The following is a 19,518-nucleotide window of genomic DNA, read 5'->3' as shown; positions in this document are numbered from 1 at the left end:
TCCATCCAACTGAAAAACATTACTGCTTAAGCAATAATGTCATTTGAGAGTCATTATCATAACTTATGCGAGGAGAACTTGTCGTGGATAAGACCTTCGAAGAAAACAAGCTCTCCCTGAATACACCTGTAGCTGTTACATCCAGTATATTATAAGTTCCACTTCCATGCTGATCCGCACTACAAGTGCTTTTCGAATGTATAACAACAGTAGACTTTTTAGCAACATTATTATTGCATGTTAGTTTCCACTCACCAATGTCTGTAATTGAACTGCTGTCAGTCTGAGTAGAGACATCCGGTTGAGAATATCCCCTCATGAATGCTGCTAACACATCACGAAATCTTCCAGGGATTATACTAGTTTCTGTTGTTTTCCTCGTGAATGGCCCGTTGGGCAAGAAGTCGAATAACTGTGCATTTCCAAGGGTTCCACTGGACCATTTATGGAAAAGACGGCCAACATCATTTTTCCATGGTGACCCAGGCCAAGCTTTATAACCGGGTTCCATTGAAAATTCCTGAACAATGGCAAACCAATCTGACGTACTACTACTATCATTCATAAGCACATATAACTCATAATTGTTTGTTAGTCCTCCATATGGATTCTTGTAATAAGAAGAGCAGGAATGTAACGATTTTCTCCATTCTTCTCTGCTTTCAGAAGAAAGCAAATAATCACTGGCCTGATTTACATAGTTTACTTTTTTGTTTTCATCAAAACCTACTACCTGATCATGATACCACTCTTTAGCTTCCTCATGAATTACAGAAACAGATTCATTATCTCCTGCAACACCCACATACTGACTTGTAGTTCCATCATCATTAATCTTAAAACAATAATCCACGATTTCCCCACCTTTCGGGATTTCAGGCACAGAATAGATTGCGGAAATTATTGAAATTCCCTTCTCTGTATTATATTCACTGATCACTTGATTTCTAATAGTATCAAGATCATCCAATGAAAGATATGTTGAATAATTTACCGCGATGCATGCATATTTCATATCCCCATATGACTTAACAGCACAGTCGTTCAGCTCCGTGGTTTCAGAACTCGTAGCGGTTGTCGGCAATATGCCCACAGCCAGAAGAACAGCTAGCATCAAAGCATATATTAAAGTAATCTTTTTCATAATCTTGAAGACAAAACATTATTTTTAATTTTCATATTTGACAGCCACCCATAAAAGAGATAATCCAAAAAATAATACAGTCAGTATGTGCAGAAAACCGAATAACTGATTCTCAGATATATATGTCTTTGAAAGAGTATCCACTAAGAAGTAAATGCTAATAGAAGCGGTCATAACAATAGAAATTATAAGTGGTACCTTCATGAGAAGTCTTTTTTCTTCTGGCACTGACAATGTGAACATCACAGATGAAAGGGAAAATAATATGGAAACGAAGACCATTACAGTCTTTGAATCCAGAACATGTAAGCTATCATAAGCAGGTATGAATGAAACACTGTAGACTGATGACATATACATGTTATCCCTTAGAAAAGTTATCAAAAATATGGAAACAAAAAGTGGTATTTCCAAATACCATCTGGAAGAGCTTGATCTTATATTTTCAATAAATAAAACAAGCCCTGCAGCCGGCAGGAACAATGACGTAATATAAAAAATAGAGAGGTAGATGTACCGGGGAGCCTCGGGAGAAATAAATGAATTCCGTATTAATGGACTTATAAAGAAGGACAGGAATCCTAAAATCCACAAAGATAAATAACTAAGTGATATCAGCAATAAAGAGATTTTTGATTTATTAGATATTATTTTGTTGAACATTCCTACTATTCCTTGCAATGAAATATCTGATGTTTACAATGTGCCATGGACAATAAAACATAAACAGATATAATACTTTTGAATGTGTGCAAAATAATTATACCAACCTGGTATTTGTCTGAAAAGATTAGTTGGTAAAAAGTCATATGAATAAGTATTTTTTAGGCTTTGTAGAAATCCTTATTTTGACAATAAGTATAACCTTGACATATCTGTCAAGGTTATGCACTAATAGTTTGAATTTTACTTCTTTCAGTTGATTCCAATACTTTTTGCCCTAATTTCCTCACCATATTTCCTTTTCAGAACAGAGAACATTGTTTCAACCAGATTTCTGTTATGATACAAATCTTTATCAAATTCCCATACCATTTTTCTGCGGTACCCTCCTTTTATTCTCTTCCTCTTTCTTTGTCTCAAAGGAATCATGGCTATGGATTCCAGTTGTTCTCTTGTTAGTGAATGTATATCTTCAGAATCGTATCCTTTATCCATCACATAGTACTTTGATCTACGAGTTTTATGGCATTGCCGCAGCAATGCCATTGCATGCTTTGCATCATGAACTGGTTTACCTGATATCCTGAATCCAGTAATTATGAACTTCCCAGTATCAACAGAAATACTTGTTTTCAGGAAAGATCTTCGCTTCTTTCCCGTCCTCCAGGAATAATAATAGCTACAATGTCCACTAGTAAATCCGCTTGAATCAATAGCAGTGATCTCTATTTGTTCTCCATGGGAATAGAACAGCTTTAGTGTTTGGTGCAATAGTCCACTGAAGTAGATAGATTTTAGTCTTGTAATGAATTTGTGGAGAGTAGTAAAATGTGGAATCTGTTTTAGTCCAATTCTTTCTTTGACTTTATCCATTAATTCTACAATTTCTACGATATCCCGATAATCTTCATCAAGATACTCTTTCAACAAAACCAATGTCAAGAGCTGATGCTGAGTGTATTTTCTTTTAGAATATTTACAGCTATATATCTGGAGGTGTGAGTTTCCTGATACAGCTAACGCTGTATCAACAAACTTTAGTACTTATTAGACAAAACACAATCATCCCCTTTGTGTTTTCGGTAGCAGATAATGCTAAGGGGATTTATCCTTTTTAAAGTATCACGTCAAAATAAAATAGGAATTAGGTTTTCTACAGAGCCAAAGATATCACATTTTAAATCTACAGAACAGTGATCTTGTCAATTCTAGCAAAACGATACCGTGATACTTTGTATTTTATTCCATCACCAATCTTCACTTTGTTGAAATCTTCCAGACTGACTAAATAAGTGTATGCCTCACCTTCAAAAACATCATTTGCAGAGTCATCAGAGATGAGCCTTACACCAACGCAGTAATCAACATTCGAATATTTCCGTACCAAGAGCTCTTTCAGTGAACCAGTTACATACACATCCTTATCATCTTGAGTGAAAAACTGTTCAAAGTCTTTATTGTCTACAAGTATCCATGGTTCACTAGGATGTGGTGCGTTGAATATGCTCTCGCAGGTGTTTCCATAATATCCATTGATAACTTTGTGTTCAACCACACCTTCCACTTCAACCGGAGTTACGTGATAGATAGATGATATGAGGAAAATAGCAAGGAACAAAAATAGCGTTTTATTAAAAGCTCCCATAAACAACCTGCCCCTAAAAATACTGCTAACTGCACTTTAATTATTCCATACATACTGATTTTTCTATCAAGAAATCATTTCGACTAATTCTTTCTGACTTATAGTTCCATGTACACCTACGGCGTTTCCATCATCAGTTAACGTTAATTTCCCTTGAATCGAGCCAAGAGTAAAATAGTGATCAGGTCCAAGGTCCTTTGTGTACTCCCACTCATCCTCGATCAAATAGAGAAAAACCTTTTCATCCGGCTGAAATGAAGCTTCATAATCGGCAGTACTGACATCATTGCCAACTGTTCCTGTAAAAACCCTAACTATAACTTCATCTTCAGGCAATGGGTTTTTTAAATATTCATCAGCAGTTATCACAACATCAGTGTAAATCATATCATACCATTCGAAGTCATCAACAGAATCATGAGGTCTTTTTCCATCTACAGTATTCCATTTACTTGGGAGAATCTCTTTTACAGTACCCATGAGAATCACATTCGAATTCTCTGTGAGATATTCATAGCTAAGGAACTCCATTTCAGGGTTTGAACCTATAATAAGTCCATCCGACCCGTTATCAGAGATAAAAAGTTCCCCATATCCTCCAAAGGTATAGTAAGGATCATCGCTGGCTTCATGCTTATTGGAATCATTAAGGAAGTCGCCAGCATAGATCAGGCCTACCAGCACCAGTGAAAATAAAATAGAGAGGATCAAAATAGACTTAATCTTCATTTCTTTCATAGAACATATTAAACACTTGAATCAATATGAACTTTTGCAGATAATAGTTATAAAAAATATAATAGTTAAGATGTTGTTTGATGATTACATGAACCATAAAAATGTCTGGTATTATTCACCAACCAGCTTCTTCGTAATCTCCGCAACGTGCCTGCCCTGAAACCTCGCAATTCCAAGCTCATTCTCACTTGGATGTCTGGTATCGGGACCGCTGCCTGCAATTGTGGAAGCACCATAAGGACTTCCGCCTGTAATCTCATCAAGTGTTGACTGTCTTGTCTCTGAATACGGAACACCTACTATAACCATTCCATGATGCAGCAGCGTTGTGTGGAAACTCAGTATTGTAGATTCCTGACCACCGTGCTGAGTGCTGCTGGATGTGAAAACACTGCCCACTTTACCGATAAGTGCACCCTGGGACCAGATGCCACCTGTCCTGTCAAGGAAAGCTCGCATCTGTGCGGCCATCATTCCAAATCTTGTTGGAGTTCCGAAGATGATGGCATCTGCTTCGGAAAGATTATCAACTGTTGCAACCGGGAGGTGCTCAAAGCTCTTTTTGGATTCAGTAGCACCCATTTTTTCGAGAATTTCAGCAGTAAAAGTTTCCTGAATCTGGAAAAGTCCTACTTCTGCGCCTTCAACTTCCCTGACTCCTTCGGCAACAGCCTGAGCCATCCTGTAGTTGTGCCCGTACAAACTGTAAAAAATAACATTAATTTTCATTATTCCCACCTACAACCTTAATATGGAATTTACTCTGTACAAATAATTTTCGGCAGCTTCAACTGAAACCAAGGTTATAAATAAGTAATGTTAGATATAGTACTCATAATAAGAGTAATACATAACATAATGTTAGAATTAGACATAATTACTACAGTGATATTTATGGAAAAGCTGGAAAAATACACAAAGACAACCTATGCCCTTGCCTTAGTCCTTATTGTCGCAGGAATATCTTTAATCGCAATGGTTGAAGAGTATCAGCAAACAGGAATCAGTCTTGTAAACATAGGTACAATTGTTATTTTTATAACATTCGTAAAAGCAAGAAGATATCGCAACGGCCCTGTAAAAGATGAAAGAACCATCAAAATCGGTGCTTACGGACTTTCATATTCATGGCTCATAACATTCGTTCTGATATCCCTGCTATTCTGGATAGATGAATTTGAAATTACACAATTGACGGTCAAGCAAGTACTGGCAATACTTATGATAACAATGCTTGTAACTGCAAAAGGAATCCAATGGTATCTTTTCAGGAAAGGAGATATAGAATAAATCCACAAATGCAGGATGATAAGATGAAGACAAGGATCAAGGAACTCCGGGCCAGATATGACCTTACCCAGGAAGACCTTGCAAACAAAGTTGGAGTAAGAAGGGAAACCATCGGTTTTCTGGAAAAAGGGAAATATAATCCCTCACTAAAACTTGCATATAAAGTCGCAATAACTCTTGAGACAACAATAGATGAACTGTTCATCTTTGATGAATCTGATCTCAAATAACCTTGGAGATAACTATGGAAGCAAAAACAAAAGTCTGGCTTACTGAGGATGGAAAACCAATAATTGGCGGTGGAAAAGTAGAACTTCTCAAGACAATCGATGAAGAAAAATCACTTCGAAAAGCCTGCATGAAAATGGATATATCCTACAAGCATGCATGGAATGTCCTCAATAAAATAAGTGAGAGACTTGGAAAGGATGTAGTAACAACTGTGAGGGGTGGAAAAAGCCAGGGAACTTTTCTTACAGACGAAGGCCGCAGACTTATAAAAGAATATGAGATGAACAGGAAATTCATCAACAATACAATGGAAGATGAAGGGTCCTGGGAAAAACTGGGTCTTACCATTTCAGCTCGTAATAAAATTCCTGCAAAGGTCGTAAGTGTTGAAAAAGAAGGTCTTGTTGCCAAAGTGAAACTGGAAATCGATCCATCTGCGCTTACTTCAATTATAACTTCCGAAGCTGTAGAGAGACTTGGTATAGAAGAAGGAGACAGTGTATTTGCAATAATCAAGTCAACGGAAGTGCTTATCGGAAAAGAGCAAAAACAGGAATCAGAGAACATCAGGGTTTAAATTTAAGATTTAACCTTTCAAAAACCGTATATACTTTTAAGACACATATTATTCTGGTTAGAAACAAGAATAACAATCAAATTGTTGATATTTGTTGTTTTACTCGGGACGGGAATCATGAAAAGTAAAGGAGATTTTTCGTGGGAGAACGGCAAGATCAAAAACGGTGACACCCTGGGGAAAATTGTGGCAATTCCCACCCAGGAAGATTTAGAGCCGGAAGTTTTCGACGATATTAAAGCTAAGCATACTAAACAAAACTTTGATGAAGAAGCTGACATCGTAATTGATGAATTCAAAGAGAAAATGACAGAAGTCCTCTCCAGAGAATTACATCGTAGAAGATGAAGTCTTACCTTTCTTCAATTTTCTTTGTTTATAGATACCATTGACTATGAAAGGAATTAGCAACAGTGCAAACGCTGTTTTTACCATTGGATCCAGCACTTCACTTGCATTTCCCACAATAGATGAAGCTTCAATGCCCAGTCTGAAATAAATCATGTCAAGCAGCAATCCAAAAGCCAGTGAACATACTGCAATCATTGAAAGATACAATGCTGCACTTCTTTTGCCCAGGAATCTTGTTACCATAGTAATTGTGGCTGCATTTGTTGCCGGACCAGCCAGCAGGAATACAAATGCTGTGCCTGGACTCATTCCTTTTGAAACAAGGGCAGCAGCAAGCGGAGTTGAAGCCGTTGCACAAATGTAAAGTGGAATTCCTATTACCAGCATGAGAATCATAGAGAAAACTCCACCTCCAAGATAATCGCCTACCATTTCATCCGGTATTGCAAAGGATATAATCCCGGCAATCAGGATACCTACCATAAGCCAACCTGAAATATCACCAAGAAGCTCTACAAAGGAATATTTTAGAGCTTTTTTTATTTTGATAAGAATGGAAGCATTTTCATCAATATCTGTTTCAGAGTGGCATGAACATGATGAATCACTGCATGCAGGAGCCTGCATCAAAGCAATTGAACCATTTTCCGATGACAAGAGAGATTTCTTTGACTCCCTTTTCTCACCAATTATGTTTTCTGCAAGTCCTGTAAACAATGCCGTTGTCATACTGGCAATTGGACGGAAAACTGTCATAATGGGATCAAGAAGAGCGTATGTAATGGCAATCGAATCAACACCTGTTTCAGGAGTTGATATGAGAAAGGAAAGAGTTGCTCCTTTTGTTGCACCCCTGTTCTTTAGTGAAAGTGCGGTTGGAACTACACCACATGAACAAAGAGGCAGTGGAATGCCAATAATGGAAGCATTCAAAGCTGATCTGAACTTACCTGCGGATTTACCAAGATATTTGAGGATTTTCTCATCGGGAACAAGCGCATGCAGTAGTCCTGCAACTACAAATCCAAAGAAAAGGTACGGTGCAGCCTCTTCAAACAGACCCCATGACTCTGACAGAATTCCCAGCACAACAGAGAAAATAGAATCGATAAACGTCATTTTTTAACCTCCTCAACGTGTTCCCGACACATGGATACCAGTAATTCAACATGCTGATCCGCAAGATAATAAACAGCAAACCGTCCTTCTTTCCTGACCCTTACAAGATCAAGCTGCCTCAGGTTTTTCAGACTATGGGATATTGCAGACTGGGTGAGTCCCAGAGAATCCTCAATTGCTTTTACACAAAGGTCACCCTGCAACAGAAGAAAAAGTATCTTCAGGCGGGTTGTGCATTGGAGTGCATTGAATATTTTGCACATTGAATAAATGGAATCTTCTGAAGGAAGGTGCCTGACTCTGTCGTCAAGGCAAGTTGAATCTGCACAAACATGTTCTGAATTGTCCATGAACACATGAACACATGTTCATATATCAATGTGACCCTTCTTCAAATACAAATAAAAAATAACAGGACGAGATAGAAAATAAACAATACATAATCCATAAAACTGAATTTCAGAACATACATGGAACTGCGTGAAACACCGGTATAACATCTGCTTTCCATGGCAAGAGTAACTTCATCAACAGACCTTAAAGACATCTTCACAAGCGGAACGGTCAGAGACATGATGGCTTTTACAGGTTCCCTTTTTATATCCAATCCACGTGAGATTTGAGCGTCCCTGAGATCCCTGAAACTATCAAACAACATTGGTACAAAATAAAGAGATAGTGACATCATCATTGCAAGGTCATGAGAGGATATTCCCATGTATTTTAATGGCAAAGACCTGAGAAGCCTTTCAACACCTGCAGTAATTCCGGCAGGTGAAGTAGTGGCTGTTACCAGAGCGGCAAAAAGGATCAGGAAAATAAATCTCAAAGAAAGGATGCTTCCATGGAGAAATCCTTCATAACTGCCTTTCAGCAATCCGAATTCAAAAACAGGTGTTCCTTCTGTGAACAGAACCTGCATGAGAAATATGAATGAGAAAAAAGGAATCATTGGACGCACAGACCTTACGAAATGAATGACAGGAAGCTGACAAGCAACTATGATTGTTACAAAAATAACAGCCAGTAATGCCATTATTTCAACGGATGATACTCTGAGAATACAAAAACTAATAGCCATCAGTCCTACGATCTTTGTCCTCGGGTCAAGCCCATGAAGGAAAGATTTGCCCGGCACGTAAGAGAGAAAAAGATCATTCATTCTCATGCACCTCTTTTAATTTGAAAAACCTTGTAATCTCATTGAAAGCATCATCTACAGAATAAATATTATTGGCTACATCAAACCCGCATTCCTGTAATTCATTCATCAGGGAGCTTATATCAGGAATAGGAAAAGACACTGACTTCAGGTAATCCTCAGGTCTTCCGCAAAAGTCAACGCAGCCGTCCTTTAGAAGAAGTACCTTATCAGCAAATGGCAGAAAATCATCTACCTGATGCGATACTACAATTACTGAGATTCCTGAACTATGAAGCTTTTTAAGAGTTGAGAAAAGAGATGATCTGTTATCAGGATCAAGACCTGATGTAGGTTCATCAAGAACAAGATATTCAGGCCTCATAGAAAGAACACCTGCAAGAGCGACAAGACGCATTTGGCCACCACTAAGGGAAAATGGTGAAAGGTCTTTGATATCCGGACTGAGACCTGCAAGGATGAGAGATTCATTTACACGTTCTTTAAGCTCATCACCTTTCAGACCAAAATTTGAAGGTCCGAAAGAAACATCTTCAAAGACGGTTTTTCCAAAAAGCTGCCTTTGTGGATACTGCATTAACAGGCCAATTTTTGAACGCAGCTTTTTATTTGTAGAATCAAGCCCGTTTATTTTTACAGAACCGGCTTGTGGTTTTACCAACCCGTTTAAATGACGGATAAGAGTTGATTTTCCTGAACCTACCTCTCCGGTAATAAGGATAAACTCACCCTTTTCAATAGAGAAACTTACCTTATCAAGAGCCTTTTTTTCAAGGGATGTACCTTTGTTATAGAAAAAACTGACATCTTTCACTTCAATCGACATAAAGCCTCCCGAAGTTCATCTTTAGATAAAGGTAAAAAGGAAGGAGGAATTATTCCGGCATCAAGGAGCTTTTTTGATAATTCAATAATTGGAGGAGCATCAAAACCAAAACTGCCAGAACTTATCTTCGCGATAATCTCCCGTGGATTTCCATTCTGGATTATGTGACCATTTTCCATTAGCAACAGCCTGTCTGCAAGGACAAGTTCCTCAACAAGATGAGTCACATAGATTATAGTAGAACCTGCTTCATGCAACTGTTTTAACAAGAAAAGTATGTCTTTTTTGGATTTAGAATCAAGCATGGAGGTCACTTCATCAAAAAGTATTACCTCCGGCTCCATTGCAAGAATTGAAGCAAGAGCAACTTTCTGTTTCTGACCGCCACTGAGAGTCCTGGGAGTTTTGTGCCTATATGCTGACATCCCAACAGATTCAAGTGCTGTGGATACACGTCTTTTGATCTCAGAAGATGGAAGACTAAGGTTTTCAGGACCGAATGCGATATCATCCTCAACTGTCATTCCAATGAATTGGGATTGAGGATCCTGAAATACCATTGCTGCTATCCTGCGAATATCCTGAAGTTTTGACTTATCTGAAGTATCCATTTCTTTTACTGACACGGAACCTTCGGTAGGTAGTAAAAGTCCGTTAATATGTCTCAACAGGGTTGATTTACCACAACCATTCTTTCCGGCAATGGCTACAAATTCACCTTTGCGGATGTTCAGAGTTATAGAATCAAGGGCCAGTGTGCCACTTGGGTACCGATAACTCAGGTTTTCTATTTGAATCATGCTACTTGTCAAGTGAATATCCGGAGGAAATTACTGCAGCGGCAATAAGTTTCAAAACCGCACCGGGTAAATATGGCACCATTCCAAGAGCTATTGCCTGTGTGAGACTCAGGTCTGCAACATTCATAAGCTGAAGTATTCCGAAAACATAGATAACCAGAAGTCCTGATAACATAATAGCAATGTTCAGACCTATATTTTTTGTTCCTAAGCGGTCGGACAGATAGCCTATGATAAAAGCCCCAAACATGAACCCAATAAGAAAACCACCTGTTGGACCAAAGATCATACCCAGACCTGAACTACCACCGGAAAATACAGGCAGACCTGCAATTCCAAGAAGCAGATACACAAGCACACTGATTGTTCCCCATCTGGCTCCTAATATAGCACCTGTCAGTAATACGAAAAAAGTCTGCAATGTAATTGGGACGGGACTTATGGGCACAGGTATCTCAATATATGCACCCACAGCCATCAAAGCAGCAAAAAGAGAGGCAAAAACCATTTTTTTGATGTTGTGACTGTCATTATAGTAGAAATGATTTTCTTCCATATGTACCACCATTCGCTTTTAATATATATTGTTAACTACTGGAAGAGCCCGTTGGTTTACAATAAATAATAATCTTATATGAAATGGTAAGCAAGCGAAAGAAAATAAGAGCAAAAATAGAATTGCTGTGCAGGAAAAGCCTGCACAAAAAAGATTTACATATCCATATCAGGCTGTGGCATACCTGGTGGCATTGCGCCGCCTCTGCCGGTTGCAGCCACAACATCGTCGATCCTGAGGATCATTACTGTTGCTTCTGTTGCTGCATTAATTGCCTGGGTCTTAATTCTGAGTGGCTCAAGGACATTGTTCTCATACATGTCTACAACCTTTCCGGTGTAAACATCAAGACCCATGTTCTTGTTACCCTGCTCGTGCTGTGCACGGAGGTCAATAAGCTTGTCTATTGGGTCAAGACCTGCATTTTCTGCAAGAGTCTGTGGGATGATCTCAAGTGCTTCAGCAAACTTACCGACTGCAAGCTGCTCTCTGCCCTTAAGTGTTGCTGCATAATCCCTGAGTCTGAGTGCAAGCTCGATTTCAGGTGATCCGCCACCAGCTACAATCTTTTTATCTTCAAGTGCTACACCGATAACACAGAGTGCATCGTTAAGTGCACGTTTAAGACTGTCTACAATGTGTGTTGTACCACCGTGGAGAATGAGTGAAGCGGTCTTGACTTCCTTGCATCCAAGCAGGAATGTCATCTTTGAGCCGTGGATTTCACGCTCTTCTACAACTTCAGCTGCACCGAGGTCTTCTGTCCTGATATCAGTTACATCCTGGAACAGGGTTGCACCGGTTGCTTTTGACAGCTTCTTGAGGTCACTCTTTGTGATCCTTCTGCATGCGTAGATACCAGCCTTCTCAAGGTAGTACTGTGCAAGGTCATCGATACCTTTCTGACAGAATACTACATTTGCACCGCTTGCAACTATTTTGTCGACCATTTCCTTGACCATCTTTTCTTCCTGCTCAACAAAAAGGTTCATCTGATCAGGTGAGGTAATCTTAATCTCTGCACTCTTTTCTATCTTCTGGAATTCAATAGCAAAGCTTGCAAGGAGAATCTTTGCATCCTCGATCTTCTTTGGCATGTTTGGCCTTACTCTTTCCTTGTCAATCACAAGACCTGTGACAAGTTCTGTGTCAAGAATACTGCCACCATCACGCTTTTCGATTGTGATATCGTCAACATCTACCTTGATACCTTCTTCTGTTTCTTCAACAACTGAAAGTACCGCATCAAGAGCTTTCTCTGCAAGGAAGTCTTTGTATTCACCTGCTGCTTTTCCTGTGAGAGCTGTCTTTGCCAGTTTCATCAGGGTTTCCCTGTCATCTGTGGAAACGTCGATTGTGATGGTCTTCAGGATCTCAACAGCCTTTTCTGCTGCATGTCTGTATCCTGCTGAGATGATTGTTGGGTGAACACCTTTATCCATAAGCTCTTCTGCCTTTGTAAGAAGTTCTCCCGTAAGTACCGCTGCGGTTGTTGTACCGTCACCGACCTCATCATCCTGTGTCTTTGAAACCTCAACTACCATTTTTGCAGCTGGGTGTTCAATATCCATTTCCTTGAGAATTGTAGCACCATCGTTTGTGATGACGATATCTCCAAGTCCGTCAACAAGCATCTTGTCCATTCCTTTTGGACCAAGTGTTGTCCTGACTGCTTTTGCAACTGCTTTTCCTGCAAGGATGTTAATGCTCTGTGCATCCCTTGCACGGGACTTGTTTCTGTTCCCTAAAGCGTAAGACTGTCCTGCCAATTTTTAACCTCCTAATAATCATAACGTTCTGTAAGTTAGAAGTAAACATTAGTTTGATTTTAGTACTCTCTATGGTACTGCTCAATCTAAATGCAGGCAGTTCTATATAAAGCTAACTGCTTGATTTTTGACTTTCAACACAAAAATAAGAATACAAATAAAGACAGGCTTATCTATAAATTTAATAATATCAAATAAAAGAAGAGAGATTATTTTCTCCCATAAATCTTGTTTAAATGTGCAAGCAGCATATAATAGAAATGATTCTTGTAAATAATTTCATCGGGTATATCAAAGATTGCCATTCCACCTGCATTCCACGAGACTGTCGTTACAATTTTTCTTTTTTCCATTTCATCCATTACCTGTTTTAGCAATGATAAATCATCAACTGTTTGCCGCCAGTCGCCTGCATGAACATCCGATGATGCGGAATTTTTTGCAAGTTCCAGTTGCTGGAAAAAGAACATGTAAACCTGAAAGAGATGAATATCATCCTTAGAAAGCTCAATTAGTCTATTTTTTGCGTCCTGCCGTAATACTTTAAGAATTAACGGAATGTCAGAGGATTGAAGAATATTCTTTTCTATTTTTTCAAAATATATGTTGATCTCCTGCATACTCATATTTTCACACCCGGGAAATAAACCCGGTTAAAAGATGAGCTAAATACAAATAAGAATTGCCCACATCCAATAATAAAAAAGTGAAACGATGCAAAAATGCATCGCTAAATAATCTAAATAACTTATGAAATTCAGAGTTTCTCGGCAATCTGCACTGCATTGAGTGCTGCACCCTTAAGAATCTGGTCACCACACACGAAAAATTCAAGACCATGGTCACCAAACACAAGGTTCTGCCTGATTCTGCCAACTTCCACATCATATTTCTTTGTAGCAGTTATTGGCATTGGATAAACATTGTTAGCAATATCTTCCTTAAGTTCAACGCCTTCAACTGAACTTAACAGTTTCTTTGCATCATCAGGGTTTACAGGCTTTTCAGTTTCAATTACAATGCTTTCAGCATGCACCCTCATGGTTGGAATTCTTACACATGTGCAGCTTATTGGCATTTCAGGTTCAGAGAAAATCTTCCTTGTTTCCCAGACGACCTTCATTTCCTCACGGGTGTAGTCATTCTCCTGGAAACTGTCAATATGTGGAATTGCATTGAATGCAATAGGATAAGCGAATACCTTGTTGCCGACTTCTTTACCTTCAAGGTAATTGCGGGTTTCTTCAGTAAGTTCACTCATACCAGCGGCACCAGCTCCACTTGTAGCCTGATAAGTACTGATAAGAACCTTTTTTACACCGTACGCTTTGTGAAGTTCATAGAGAGGGATTGCTGCAATTGCTGTTGTACAATTCGGGTTTGCAATAAGTTTTGAATCTCCGATTGCATCTGCATTAATCTCAGGAACCACCAGAGGAACTTTGTCGTCGTACCTGAAAGCACTGCTGTTATCAATAACATAGCATCCTGCACTGGTTGCCTTTTCAGCATTTTCTTTGCTCCATCCACCACTGATTGCGAAAAATGCAATGTCCATTTCGGAGTAATCTGCCTCATCGGCATTTTCAATGGTAATCTCACCGAATGGAGTTTCCATGACTTTGCCAGCACTTCTTACCGAGGCAAAGAGCCTTAATTTTTCAACCGGGAAATTCCTGTCGTTCAATACCTCAATAATTTCTCTACCTACTGCACCGGTAGCACCCATAATTCCTACTTTGTAAGTCATAATAATATCATCCGTCAGATTGCAGGGATTTACTGTAAAACCAATTAGCTAAATAAGTTTCTGATATACTTGCATCGTTACTGCAAATCGGCTTTTTTCTGACACTATCATATATATTGAGTAATATGAAGGTTGTCCTTGTTTATATTTAGAAGGCTTGACAGGTTTTAAGATTAAAACTAATATTTAAACCGAAAAAACAGGAAAAGAAGGGCAGAAAAACTAAAATAAACACAAAGCCAGCATTTTCCTGTAACAGTAGATAGCTATTGCTTTGTTAAAGGGCGATAACGCATGTAATGGACATTATTAATGATTCAATAAGAAACCAGGGTCTGTATGCAGGCTGTTTTTACGAAATTTATCATGTGGCATCTGAGTTCAAATTCCTGTTCGGAAAGATCATCTGTCTCCATATATCTGCAGAACATTTCCCTGAACTCATCAAACTTTTCTTCATCTTGTTTCTTCATAAATTCCCCTCGAATTTACGTTCATAGAGCAATTCTTAATAATTAAGATTTATCTATATTCATTATATAAAAATATTCTGATGCGGGTTTCTATATAGGCATATAGAAATACTGGAGAAAAAAAATGAAAAAAGCAGAGTTTCAGGTGATTTTACTCTCCGCCCAAGGGCACAGTTTTTTGAAATACACATATTGCCACAAATCAAATTCTGATTGGACTAAGAACATTCTATTCCAAAAATCATCATTTAGAGAAATATCCGACCAACTTTATTAAAAATTTATAAATAGCTTGTTTTTCAAGGGATACATGGTAGTATATACTATCATGGTGGTTAAAATATGATAACATATTTGAATAAAAGTAACTTTGTTTTTAAATTTACCAGAGTCGCCTTTGTAGCGATGGTAATTTTAATGATGCTAGGAGTGCAAGCTTCAGCTTGTGTAAGTGAACCGAAATATAAAATAGGTGACAGAGTCTGGAATGACCTTGATAAAAATGGTGCACAGGACTGGGACTACAAAAAACACTGTTTTGCAGAACCAGGAATACCAGATGTTACTGTAAAGCTGTACAAATGTGACAATACTTTCGTAGAAAGTACAACAACAAACTCAAGAGGATATTACAAGTTTGAAAATGTGGAGCGCGGTTACTACTATGTCTTATTTGTGCTTCCGGAAGATTACACATTCAGTCCGAAAGACAAGACAGATTCTCGCTATGACAGTGATGCTTACACAAACGGAAAAACAGACTGTATAACGGTATCTCGAGATATATGTACAGTGGATGCTGGAATGTACTGTGAACCAACTCCGGAACCTGCTGGTGTAGGTAACTATGTATGGAATGACCTGAACCTCAATGGTCTACAGGAAAGTGGAGAGATTGGTATGGAAGGAGTTACCGTTAAACTCTATACCTGTGAAGGGGAGCTGGTAAATACAACAGAGACCGACGAAGACGGATATTATGAATTTGATGACCTTGAAGCCGGAAGCTATTATATTCAGTTTGTAAGCCCTTCTGGATATGTATTCACCACGGCAAACCAGGGCGATGAAGATGAAGACAGTGATGCCGAAACCGGTGGTGTTACAAGTTGCTTCACACTCAATGCCGGAGATTATTACAATGTTGTTGATGCAGGTCTGCATAGTACTGAGCAGGAAATCCCTGAATTCCCAACAGTAGCAATCCCAATGCTTGCAATCGTTGGACTTGCATTTGTCTTCGGACGCAGGAAAGAGTAATTATTACTCATTCCTTTCTTTTTTAATTTTTGTTATTGAATAACCTGCATAGCAGAATATTTATACATTTGATCATTGACTTTAGACCATGCAGGAAAAAAGATATCCAAAAGGTCATTTTGTAGCAGCCGGTATGCTCATAGGTTTGCCACTTGGTATCCCCATTGGAATGGTGTTGGGAATCTTCGCCATTGGACCGGCAATAGGAATTGTTCTGGGTCTTGGAGTGGGGTGGTATCTGGAAAAGAAATATAATCCGGAACCATTGCCACTGGCACCAGAAGATGAAGACCAGAGAAATAAGATACTTCTGGTTTTAAGCGGTGTTTTCCTGCTGGGAATTGCTGCTTTTATTGCTTTGTTGCTCATGACTAATTGAAAGAAAGACATAAGCAATATTTCTGAAAACAATTATTTTATTCAAACGAATCAAAAATAAAAAGAGATGGTGTGACAAATCACACCAAAAGTAAATTTGTTTATTCCTTATTTGCACTTTAGTATCAGCACTGCGGCAATTAGACCGAACACACCTACAAAGAACTCAAATCCAGGACTTGATTCAGAGCTTTAGGTTCCTGATTCCGTGGTTTCAGTATCCATAGATTCTATCTCTTCGATCTCCTCTTCTGACATGAACCTCTCACCCACGATCATCGGATCGCCTTCATACCCTAGAGCTGCAAAGTCCATGACACCATCATCCAGATGGCACTCTTTACACTGAAGAGCATCTTCTTTCGGAGCAACTTCATGGTTTATACTTTCATATAATGAAGTCTCCACGAATTCGTACTGACCACTGTATGGCACATCCACATATTCCATTCCTGCTCTGGCTGCTTTATCCCAGTCATAGCTGGCCCAGTAGGAGTTCTCTCCTCCAAACAGGTCTGGAATTATAAGATAATTGTACTGTGCATCACTAATCTGTTTTGCAATGTGGATCTTGAACGGATATATCTTGGAATCACGGTCATACCGATCTCCAAGTGGAAGTGTCAGAACTGTGACACCATCGGGATCGACCTCATCTCCAAGGTAGTACTTGTCAAAACTGCCATTGAACCACAAATAGGTCGGTGTGACATTCATTCCCCATACGAATGAGCCTTTCTTCTTGTCATAAGTAGCTTTACCATATTCATCCGTTGGAATAGGATCTATATCCTGACCTGCCTGTGACCAGTCCCAGTACATTTTTGTCGGTACTTCACGGGCAAATTCCGGTATATGGCATGTCTGACATGCTATGGAATCAGAATGACCATCAAGCCTGTCTTTGAAAACACCCTGATGAGGTGTGTCTCCGTGACAATCAGTACATTCTACCCTGCATTCAGATCCTGGTACACCTGCAAATCTTCCTGCTATGTTATGTGCCGTTGTCTTGTGGCAATTCTGGCAATCAAAGTCCATGCCACCCATGTGGACATCAAGTTCTCTTGAAGGATCAAGCAATGCAGATGACATATCACCATGCTTTACATTATCTCCACCGCCACCAAAGAAGTGACAGCTACCTCCACAGGTATCACGTGACGGACTACCAACACTCTGGGCTACAGCTACAAGATCAACAGAAGGATCAACTGTTCCTGCACCAGTTGGTATTTTTACATAGGTGCCTGTGGTCTCGTGACATACTACACAGTCTATGTTCGATTCATTTGTGAAGTCAAAAGTATCATCTTCCCATCCATATCCGGTATGACAGGAAGTACAACGTGGTTCATTTGAAGCGATGGCAACACAGAAATTGTTGATTACTGTGCGCTTACCAAGCCCTTCATATGCTTCGTCTCCACAGCATTCTGAACATGTTGTCCAGAGCCAGTGAGTTGAGTTGAGCATGTCTGCAGCCTGTTGCGAGTGACATGAAATACAATCCGCAGTCACATCCGGTCCGTTTTCATAGGGCCCCGTAAGGAATGAGTGATTCAGATACGAAGCAGAAGACGAAAAGGACAGGACTATAACACAAGCCAGCAAACAATAAAACCCAATAAGGATATTGTGTTTAATGGTTTACCCCCTTTTACTTAATATATAAGCCAACCTTCTTAGTATATAAAGGTGAAAAGTATCAATATATAAATACAGGGAAATACTGCAAATTGCCAGCAGTTACACACTGTTAACACAGTATCATTTAGATATTAAATTAAAAGAAAAGAGGTAACAAAAAGAAATACAGGTGAAAAGTAAAAAGAAATAATCAGAATGCAAAAGTTTGCCGGTTCAGGTAGTATTTTGCACCTCTGCATGAATTCCTTGCTTTCTTTTGGGACTGTGAACCTTTGTTTTTGGTTTTTACAGCTTCTGGCTTTCTTGTACTATTATTTTGATTCCCGTTTTTCTTGTTACGGATATCAAACTTCACCTTTTTAATAGCCAGATCAACAGCAAGACCCCTGAGCATCCACCGAAGAGCTTGTGCCTGATAATATTTGTTTTTATCACGTTTTCCCGGGAAGGTTTCAATTACCATATTAGTAGCTCTCTTTCCTGCCATTTCCCTGAGCTCAAACAGATCTTTGTCTGAAAGGACATCTTTAGACGAGACGTGAAGACGTTTATACATAGCAGTTGTCGGAAAAGGAGTGGCATTCATTACAGCAATCTTTTTTCTCAGTTTGCCAATGGCAGGAGAGTTCCTTACATCAATCAGGAATTCACGGTCGTTCGGATATTCAATCCTGACTTTATGTTTGGTCTTTGAAAGCCTGTCAGCCTGCTTGTTCTGCATCCTTGGAACCCAGCGGAAATGAATGTCTAGCTCATATTCCCTGATGATGTTGGTAATATCACGATGGATGTGCCATATCTCATCATCCATTATCGGATAGATTCCACGCATCTGGTAAATCACGGTTTGACTGTCCCCCATTACCGTCAATGGACCCTGACCGTCAGCTTTGACATATTCAAGCATGCCTTTTTTAAGAGCAAGATATTCTGCAAAAAGAGCGTTGTTGCTGGTTTGTTTCTCAAGGCGGTCGTTTCCGAGTATTGAGAATGAGTTGTTTTGCAAGGTCACAACCCAACCTAACCCCATGCATCCTCCCGGATTAGGTGTGCATGAGCCGTCGAAGGTTATTGCATCCATGTTTATCGTACTTTAGAATGTATCTTCAATCGTACACAGGAATTTACCCTTGCAA

24 protein-coding genes and 1 pseudogene are annotated in these 19,518 nt (G+C 39.2%); 6 read left to right on the top strand and 19 right to left on the bottom strand.

Going from position 1 to position 19,518, the window contains the following annotated elements:
- Positions 1-19 precede the first annotated feature (19 nt).
- From V7O61_RS00920 to wrbA, 6 genes and pseudogenes are all read right to left on the bottom strand, one after another.
- Positions 20-1,144 (bottom strand): hypothetical protein, encoded by a 1,125-nt coding sequence (locus V7O61_RS00920; protein WP_407283024.1) that lies wholly within the window; start codon positions 1,142-1,144, stop codon positions 20-22.
- 24 nt (positions 1,145-1,168) lie between these two features.
- The gene (locus V7O61_RS00915) at positions 1,169-1,504 is read right to left on the bottom strand and encodes a hypothetical protein (RefSeq protein ID WP_407283025.1); all 336 of its coding nucleotides are present in this window, start codon (positions 1,502-1,504) and stop codon (positions 1,169-1,171) included.
- Positions 1,505-1,949: 445 nt separating this feature from the next.
- Positions 1,950-2,898 (bottom strand): annotated as a pseudogene (locus V7O61_RS00910) (IS5 family transposase).
- A gap of 92 nt (positions 2,899-2,990) precedes the next feature.
- Complete coding sequence (locus tag V7O61_RS00905) at positions 2,991-3,452, bottom strand: hypothetical protein (RefSeq protein WP_407283026.1); 462 nt, start codon at positions 3,450-3,452, stop codon at positions 2,991-2,993.
- 66 nt (positions 3,453-3,518) lie between these two features.
- Entirely contained in the window at positions 3,519-4,190 is a 672-nt protein-coding gene (locus V7O61_RS00900; RefSeq protein ID WP_407283027.1) for a hypothetical protein, read from the bottom strand.
- A gap of 111 nt (positions 4,191-4,301) precedes the next feature.
- The gene (wrbA, locus tag V7O61_RS00895) at positions 4,302-4,919 is read right to left on the bottom strand and encodes an NAD(P)H:quinone oxidoreductase (RefSeq protein WP_407283028.1); all 618 of its coding nucleotides are present in this window, start codon (positions 4,917-4,919) and stop codon (positions 4,302-4,304) included.
- A gap of 165 nt (positions 4,920-5,084) precedes the next feature.
- Here wrbA and V7O61_RS00890 point away from each other — a divergent pair, with 165 nt between their 5' ends.
- The 4 genes from V7O61_RS00890 to V7O61_RS00875 all read left to right on the top strand — a co-directional run bounded on the left by V7O61_RS00890 (position 5,085) and on the right by V7O61_RS00875 (position 6,636).
- On the top strand, positions 5,085-5,480 hold the full coding sequence (locus V7O61_RS00890; protein ID WP_288070458.1) for a hypothetical protein: 396 nt from the start codon (positions 5,085-5,087) through the stop codon (positions 5,478-5,480).
- Positions 5,481-5,503: 23 nt separating this feature from the next.
- Entirely contained in the window at positions 5,504-5,710 is a 207-nt protein-coding gene (locus V7O61_RS00885) for a helix-turn-helix transcriptional regulator (RefSeq protein ID WP_048135878.1), read from the top strand.
- A gap of 14 nt (positions 5,711-5,724) precedes the next feature.
- Positions 5,725-6,288, top strand: coding sequence for a TOBE domain-containing protein (locus tag V7O61_RS00880; protein ID WP_407283029.1), 564 nt, complete (start codon positions 5,725-5,727; stop codon positions 6,286-6,288).
- A 117-nt stretch (positions 6,289-6,405) separates the two neighbouring features.
- Positions 6,406-6,636, top strand: coding sequence for a hypothetical protein (locus V7O61_RS00875; protein ID WP_023844969.1), 231 nt, complete (start codon positions 6,406-6,408; stop codon positions 6,634-6,636).
- Here V7O61_RS00875 and V7O61_RS00870 read toward each other — a convergent pair.
- The 10 genes from V7O61_RS00870 to V7O61_RS00825 all read right to left on the bottom strand — a co-directional run bounded on the left by V7O61_RS00870 (position 6,619) and on the right by V7O61_RS00825 (position 15,094).
- Entirely contained in the window at positions 6,619-7,758 is a 1,140-nt protein-coding gene (locus V7O61_RS00870) for an SO_0444 family Cu/Zn efflux transporter (RefSeq protein ID WP_407283030.1), read from the bottom strand. The two genes, V7O61_RS00875 and V7O61_RS00870, sit on opposite strands and share 18 nt — an antisense overlap.
- Positions 7,755-8,108 carry a helix-turn-helix transcriptional regulator gene (locus tag V7O61_RS00865; RefSeq protein WP_156916258.1) on the bottom strand — a complete coding sequence of 118 codons (354 nt, stop codon included), beginning with the start codon at positions 8,106-8,108 and terminating at the stop codon, positions 7,755-7,757. Before V7O61_RS00865 ends, V7O61_RS00870 begins: the two co-directional genes overlap by 4 nt.
- Positions 8,109-8,149: 41 nt before the next feature.
- The gene (locus V7O61_RS00860; protein ID WP_407283031.1) at positions 8,150-8,920 is read right to left on the bottom strand and encodes an energy-coupling factor transporter transmembrane component T family protein; all 771 of its coding nucleotides are present in this window, start codon (positions 8,918-8,920) and stop codon (positions 8,150-8,152) included.
- A complete protein-coding gene (locus V7O61_RS00855) occupies positions 8,913-9,746 on the bottom strand; it encodes an ATP-binding cassette domain-containing protein (protein WP_407283032.1) in 834 nt (277 codons plus the stop codon). The genes V7O61_RS00860 and V7O61_RS00855 overlap by 8 nt, the downstream gene beginning before the upstream one ends.
- Positions 9,731-10,546, bottom strand: a complete 816-nt coding sequence (locus V7O61_RS00850) for an energy-coupling factor transporter ATPase (RefSeq protein ID WP_023844974.1) — start codon at positions 10,544-10,546, stop codon at positions 9,731-9,733. The genes V7O61_RS00855 and V7O61_RS00850 overlap by 16 nt, the downstream gene beginning before the upstream one ends.
- Position 10,547: 1 nt before the next feature.
- Positions 10,548-11,102, bottom strand: coding sequence for a biotin transporter BioY (locus tag V7O61_RS00845; RefSeq protein WP_407283033.1), 555 nt, complete (start codon positions 11,100-11,102; stop codon positions 10,548-10,550).
- Between the two features lie 155 nt (positions 11,103-11,257).
- Positions 11,258-12,871 (bottom strand): thermosome subunit alpha, encoded by a 1,614-nt coding sequence (thsA, locus tag V7O61_RS00840; protein ID WP_023844976.1) that lies wholly within the window; start codon positions 12,869-12,871, stop codon positions 11,258-11,260.
- 209 nt (positions 12,872-13,080) lie between these two features.
- Positions 13,081-13,497 (bottom strand): hypothetical protein, encoded by a 417-nt coding sequence (locus V7O61_RS00835; RefSeq protein WP_407283034.1) that lies wholly within the window; start codon positions 13,495-13,497, stop codon positions 13,081-13,083.
- Between the two features lie 131 nt (positions 13,498-13,628).
- The gene (locus V7O61_RS00830) at positions 13,629-14,621 is read right to left on the bottom strand and encodes an aspartate-semialdehyde dehydrogenase (protein WP_023844978.1); all 993 of its coding nucleotides are present in this window, start codon (positions 14,619-14,621) and stop codon (positions 13,629-13,631) included.
- Positions 14,622-14,938: 317 nt separating this feature from the next.
- A complete protein-coding gene (locus V7O61_RS00825) occupies positions 14,939-15,094 on the bottom strand; it encodes a hypothetical protein (RefSeq protein WP_023844979.1) in 156 nt (51 codons plus the stop codon).
- Between the two features lie 342 nt (positions 15,095-15,436).
- Here V7O61_RS00825 and V7O61_RS00820 point away from each other — a divergent pair, with 342 nt between their 5' ends.
- Both V7O61_RS00820 and V7O61_RS00815 read left to right on the top strand, forming a co-directional pair.
- Positions 15,437-16,354: an SdrD B-like domain-containing protein gene (locus V7O61_RS00820; protein ID WP_288069078.1), complete on the top strand. Its 918-nt coding sequence runs from the start codon at positions 15,437-15,439 to the stop codon at positions 16,352-16,354.
- 88 nt (positions 16,355-16,442) lie between these two features.
- Positions 16,443-16,733 (top strand): hypothetical protein, encoded by a 291-nt coding sequence (locus V7O61_RS00815; RefSeq protein ID WP_288069080.1) that lies wholly within the window; start codon positions 16,443-16,445, stop codon positions 16,731-16,733.
- Between the two features lie 107 nt (positions 16,734-16,840).
- On the opposite strand, the gene V7O61_RS00810 is transcribed toward V7O61_RS00815, so the two are convergent.
- From V7O61_RS00810 to V7O61_RS00800, 3 genes are all read right to left on the bottom strand, one after another.
- A complete protein-coding gene (locus V7O61_RS00810) occupies positions 16,841-16,885 on the bottom strand; it encodes a hypothetical protein (RefSeq protein WP_407283384.1) in 45 nt (14 codons plus the stop codon).
- Between the two features lie 39 nt (positions 16,886-16,924).
- Complete coding sequence (locus V7O61_RS00805; protein WP_407283035.1) at positions 16,925-18,346, bottom strand: tetrathionate reductase family octaheme c-type cytochrome; 1,422 nt, start codon at positions 18,344-18,346, stop codon at positions 16,925-16,927.
- 226 nt (positions 18,347-18,572) lie between these two features.
- A complete protein-coding gene (locus V7O61_RS00800) occupies positions 18,573-19,412 on the bottom strand; it encodes a reverse transcriptase-like protein (protein WP_407283036.1) in 840 nt (279 codons plus the stop codon).
- Positions 19,413-19,518: the final 106 nt, after the last annotated feature.

The sequence above is a fragment of the Methanolobus sp. WCC1 genome (genome assembly GCF_045690315.1).
GTDB lineage: Archaea > Halobacteriota > Methanosarcinia > Methanosarcinales > Methanosarcinaceae > Methanolobus > Methanolobus tindarius.
This window is presented reverse-complemented; position numbering and strand designations above follow the sequence as displayed.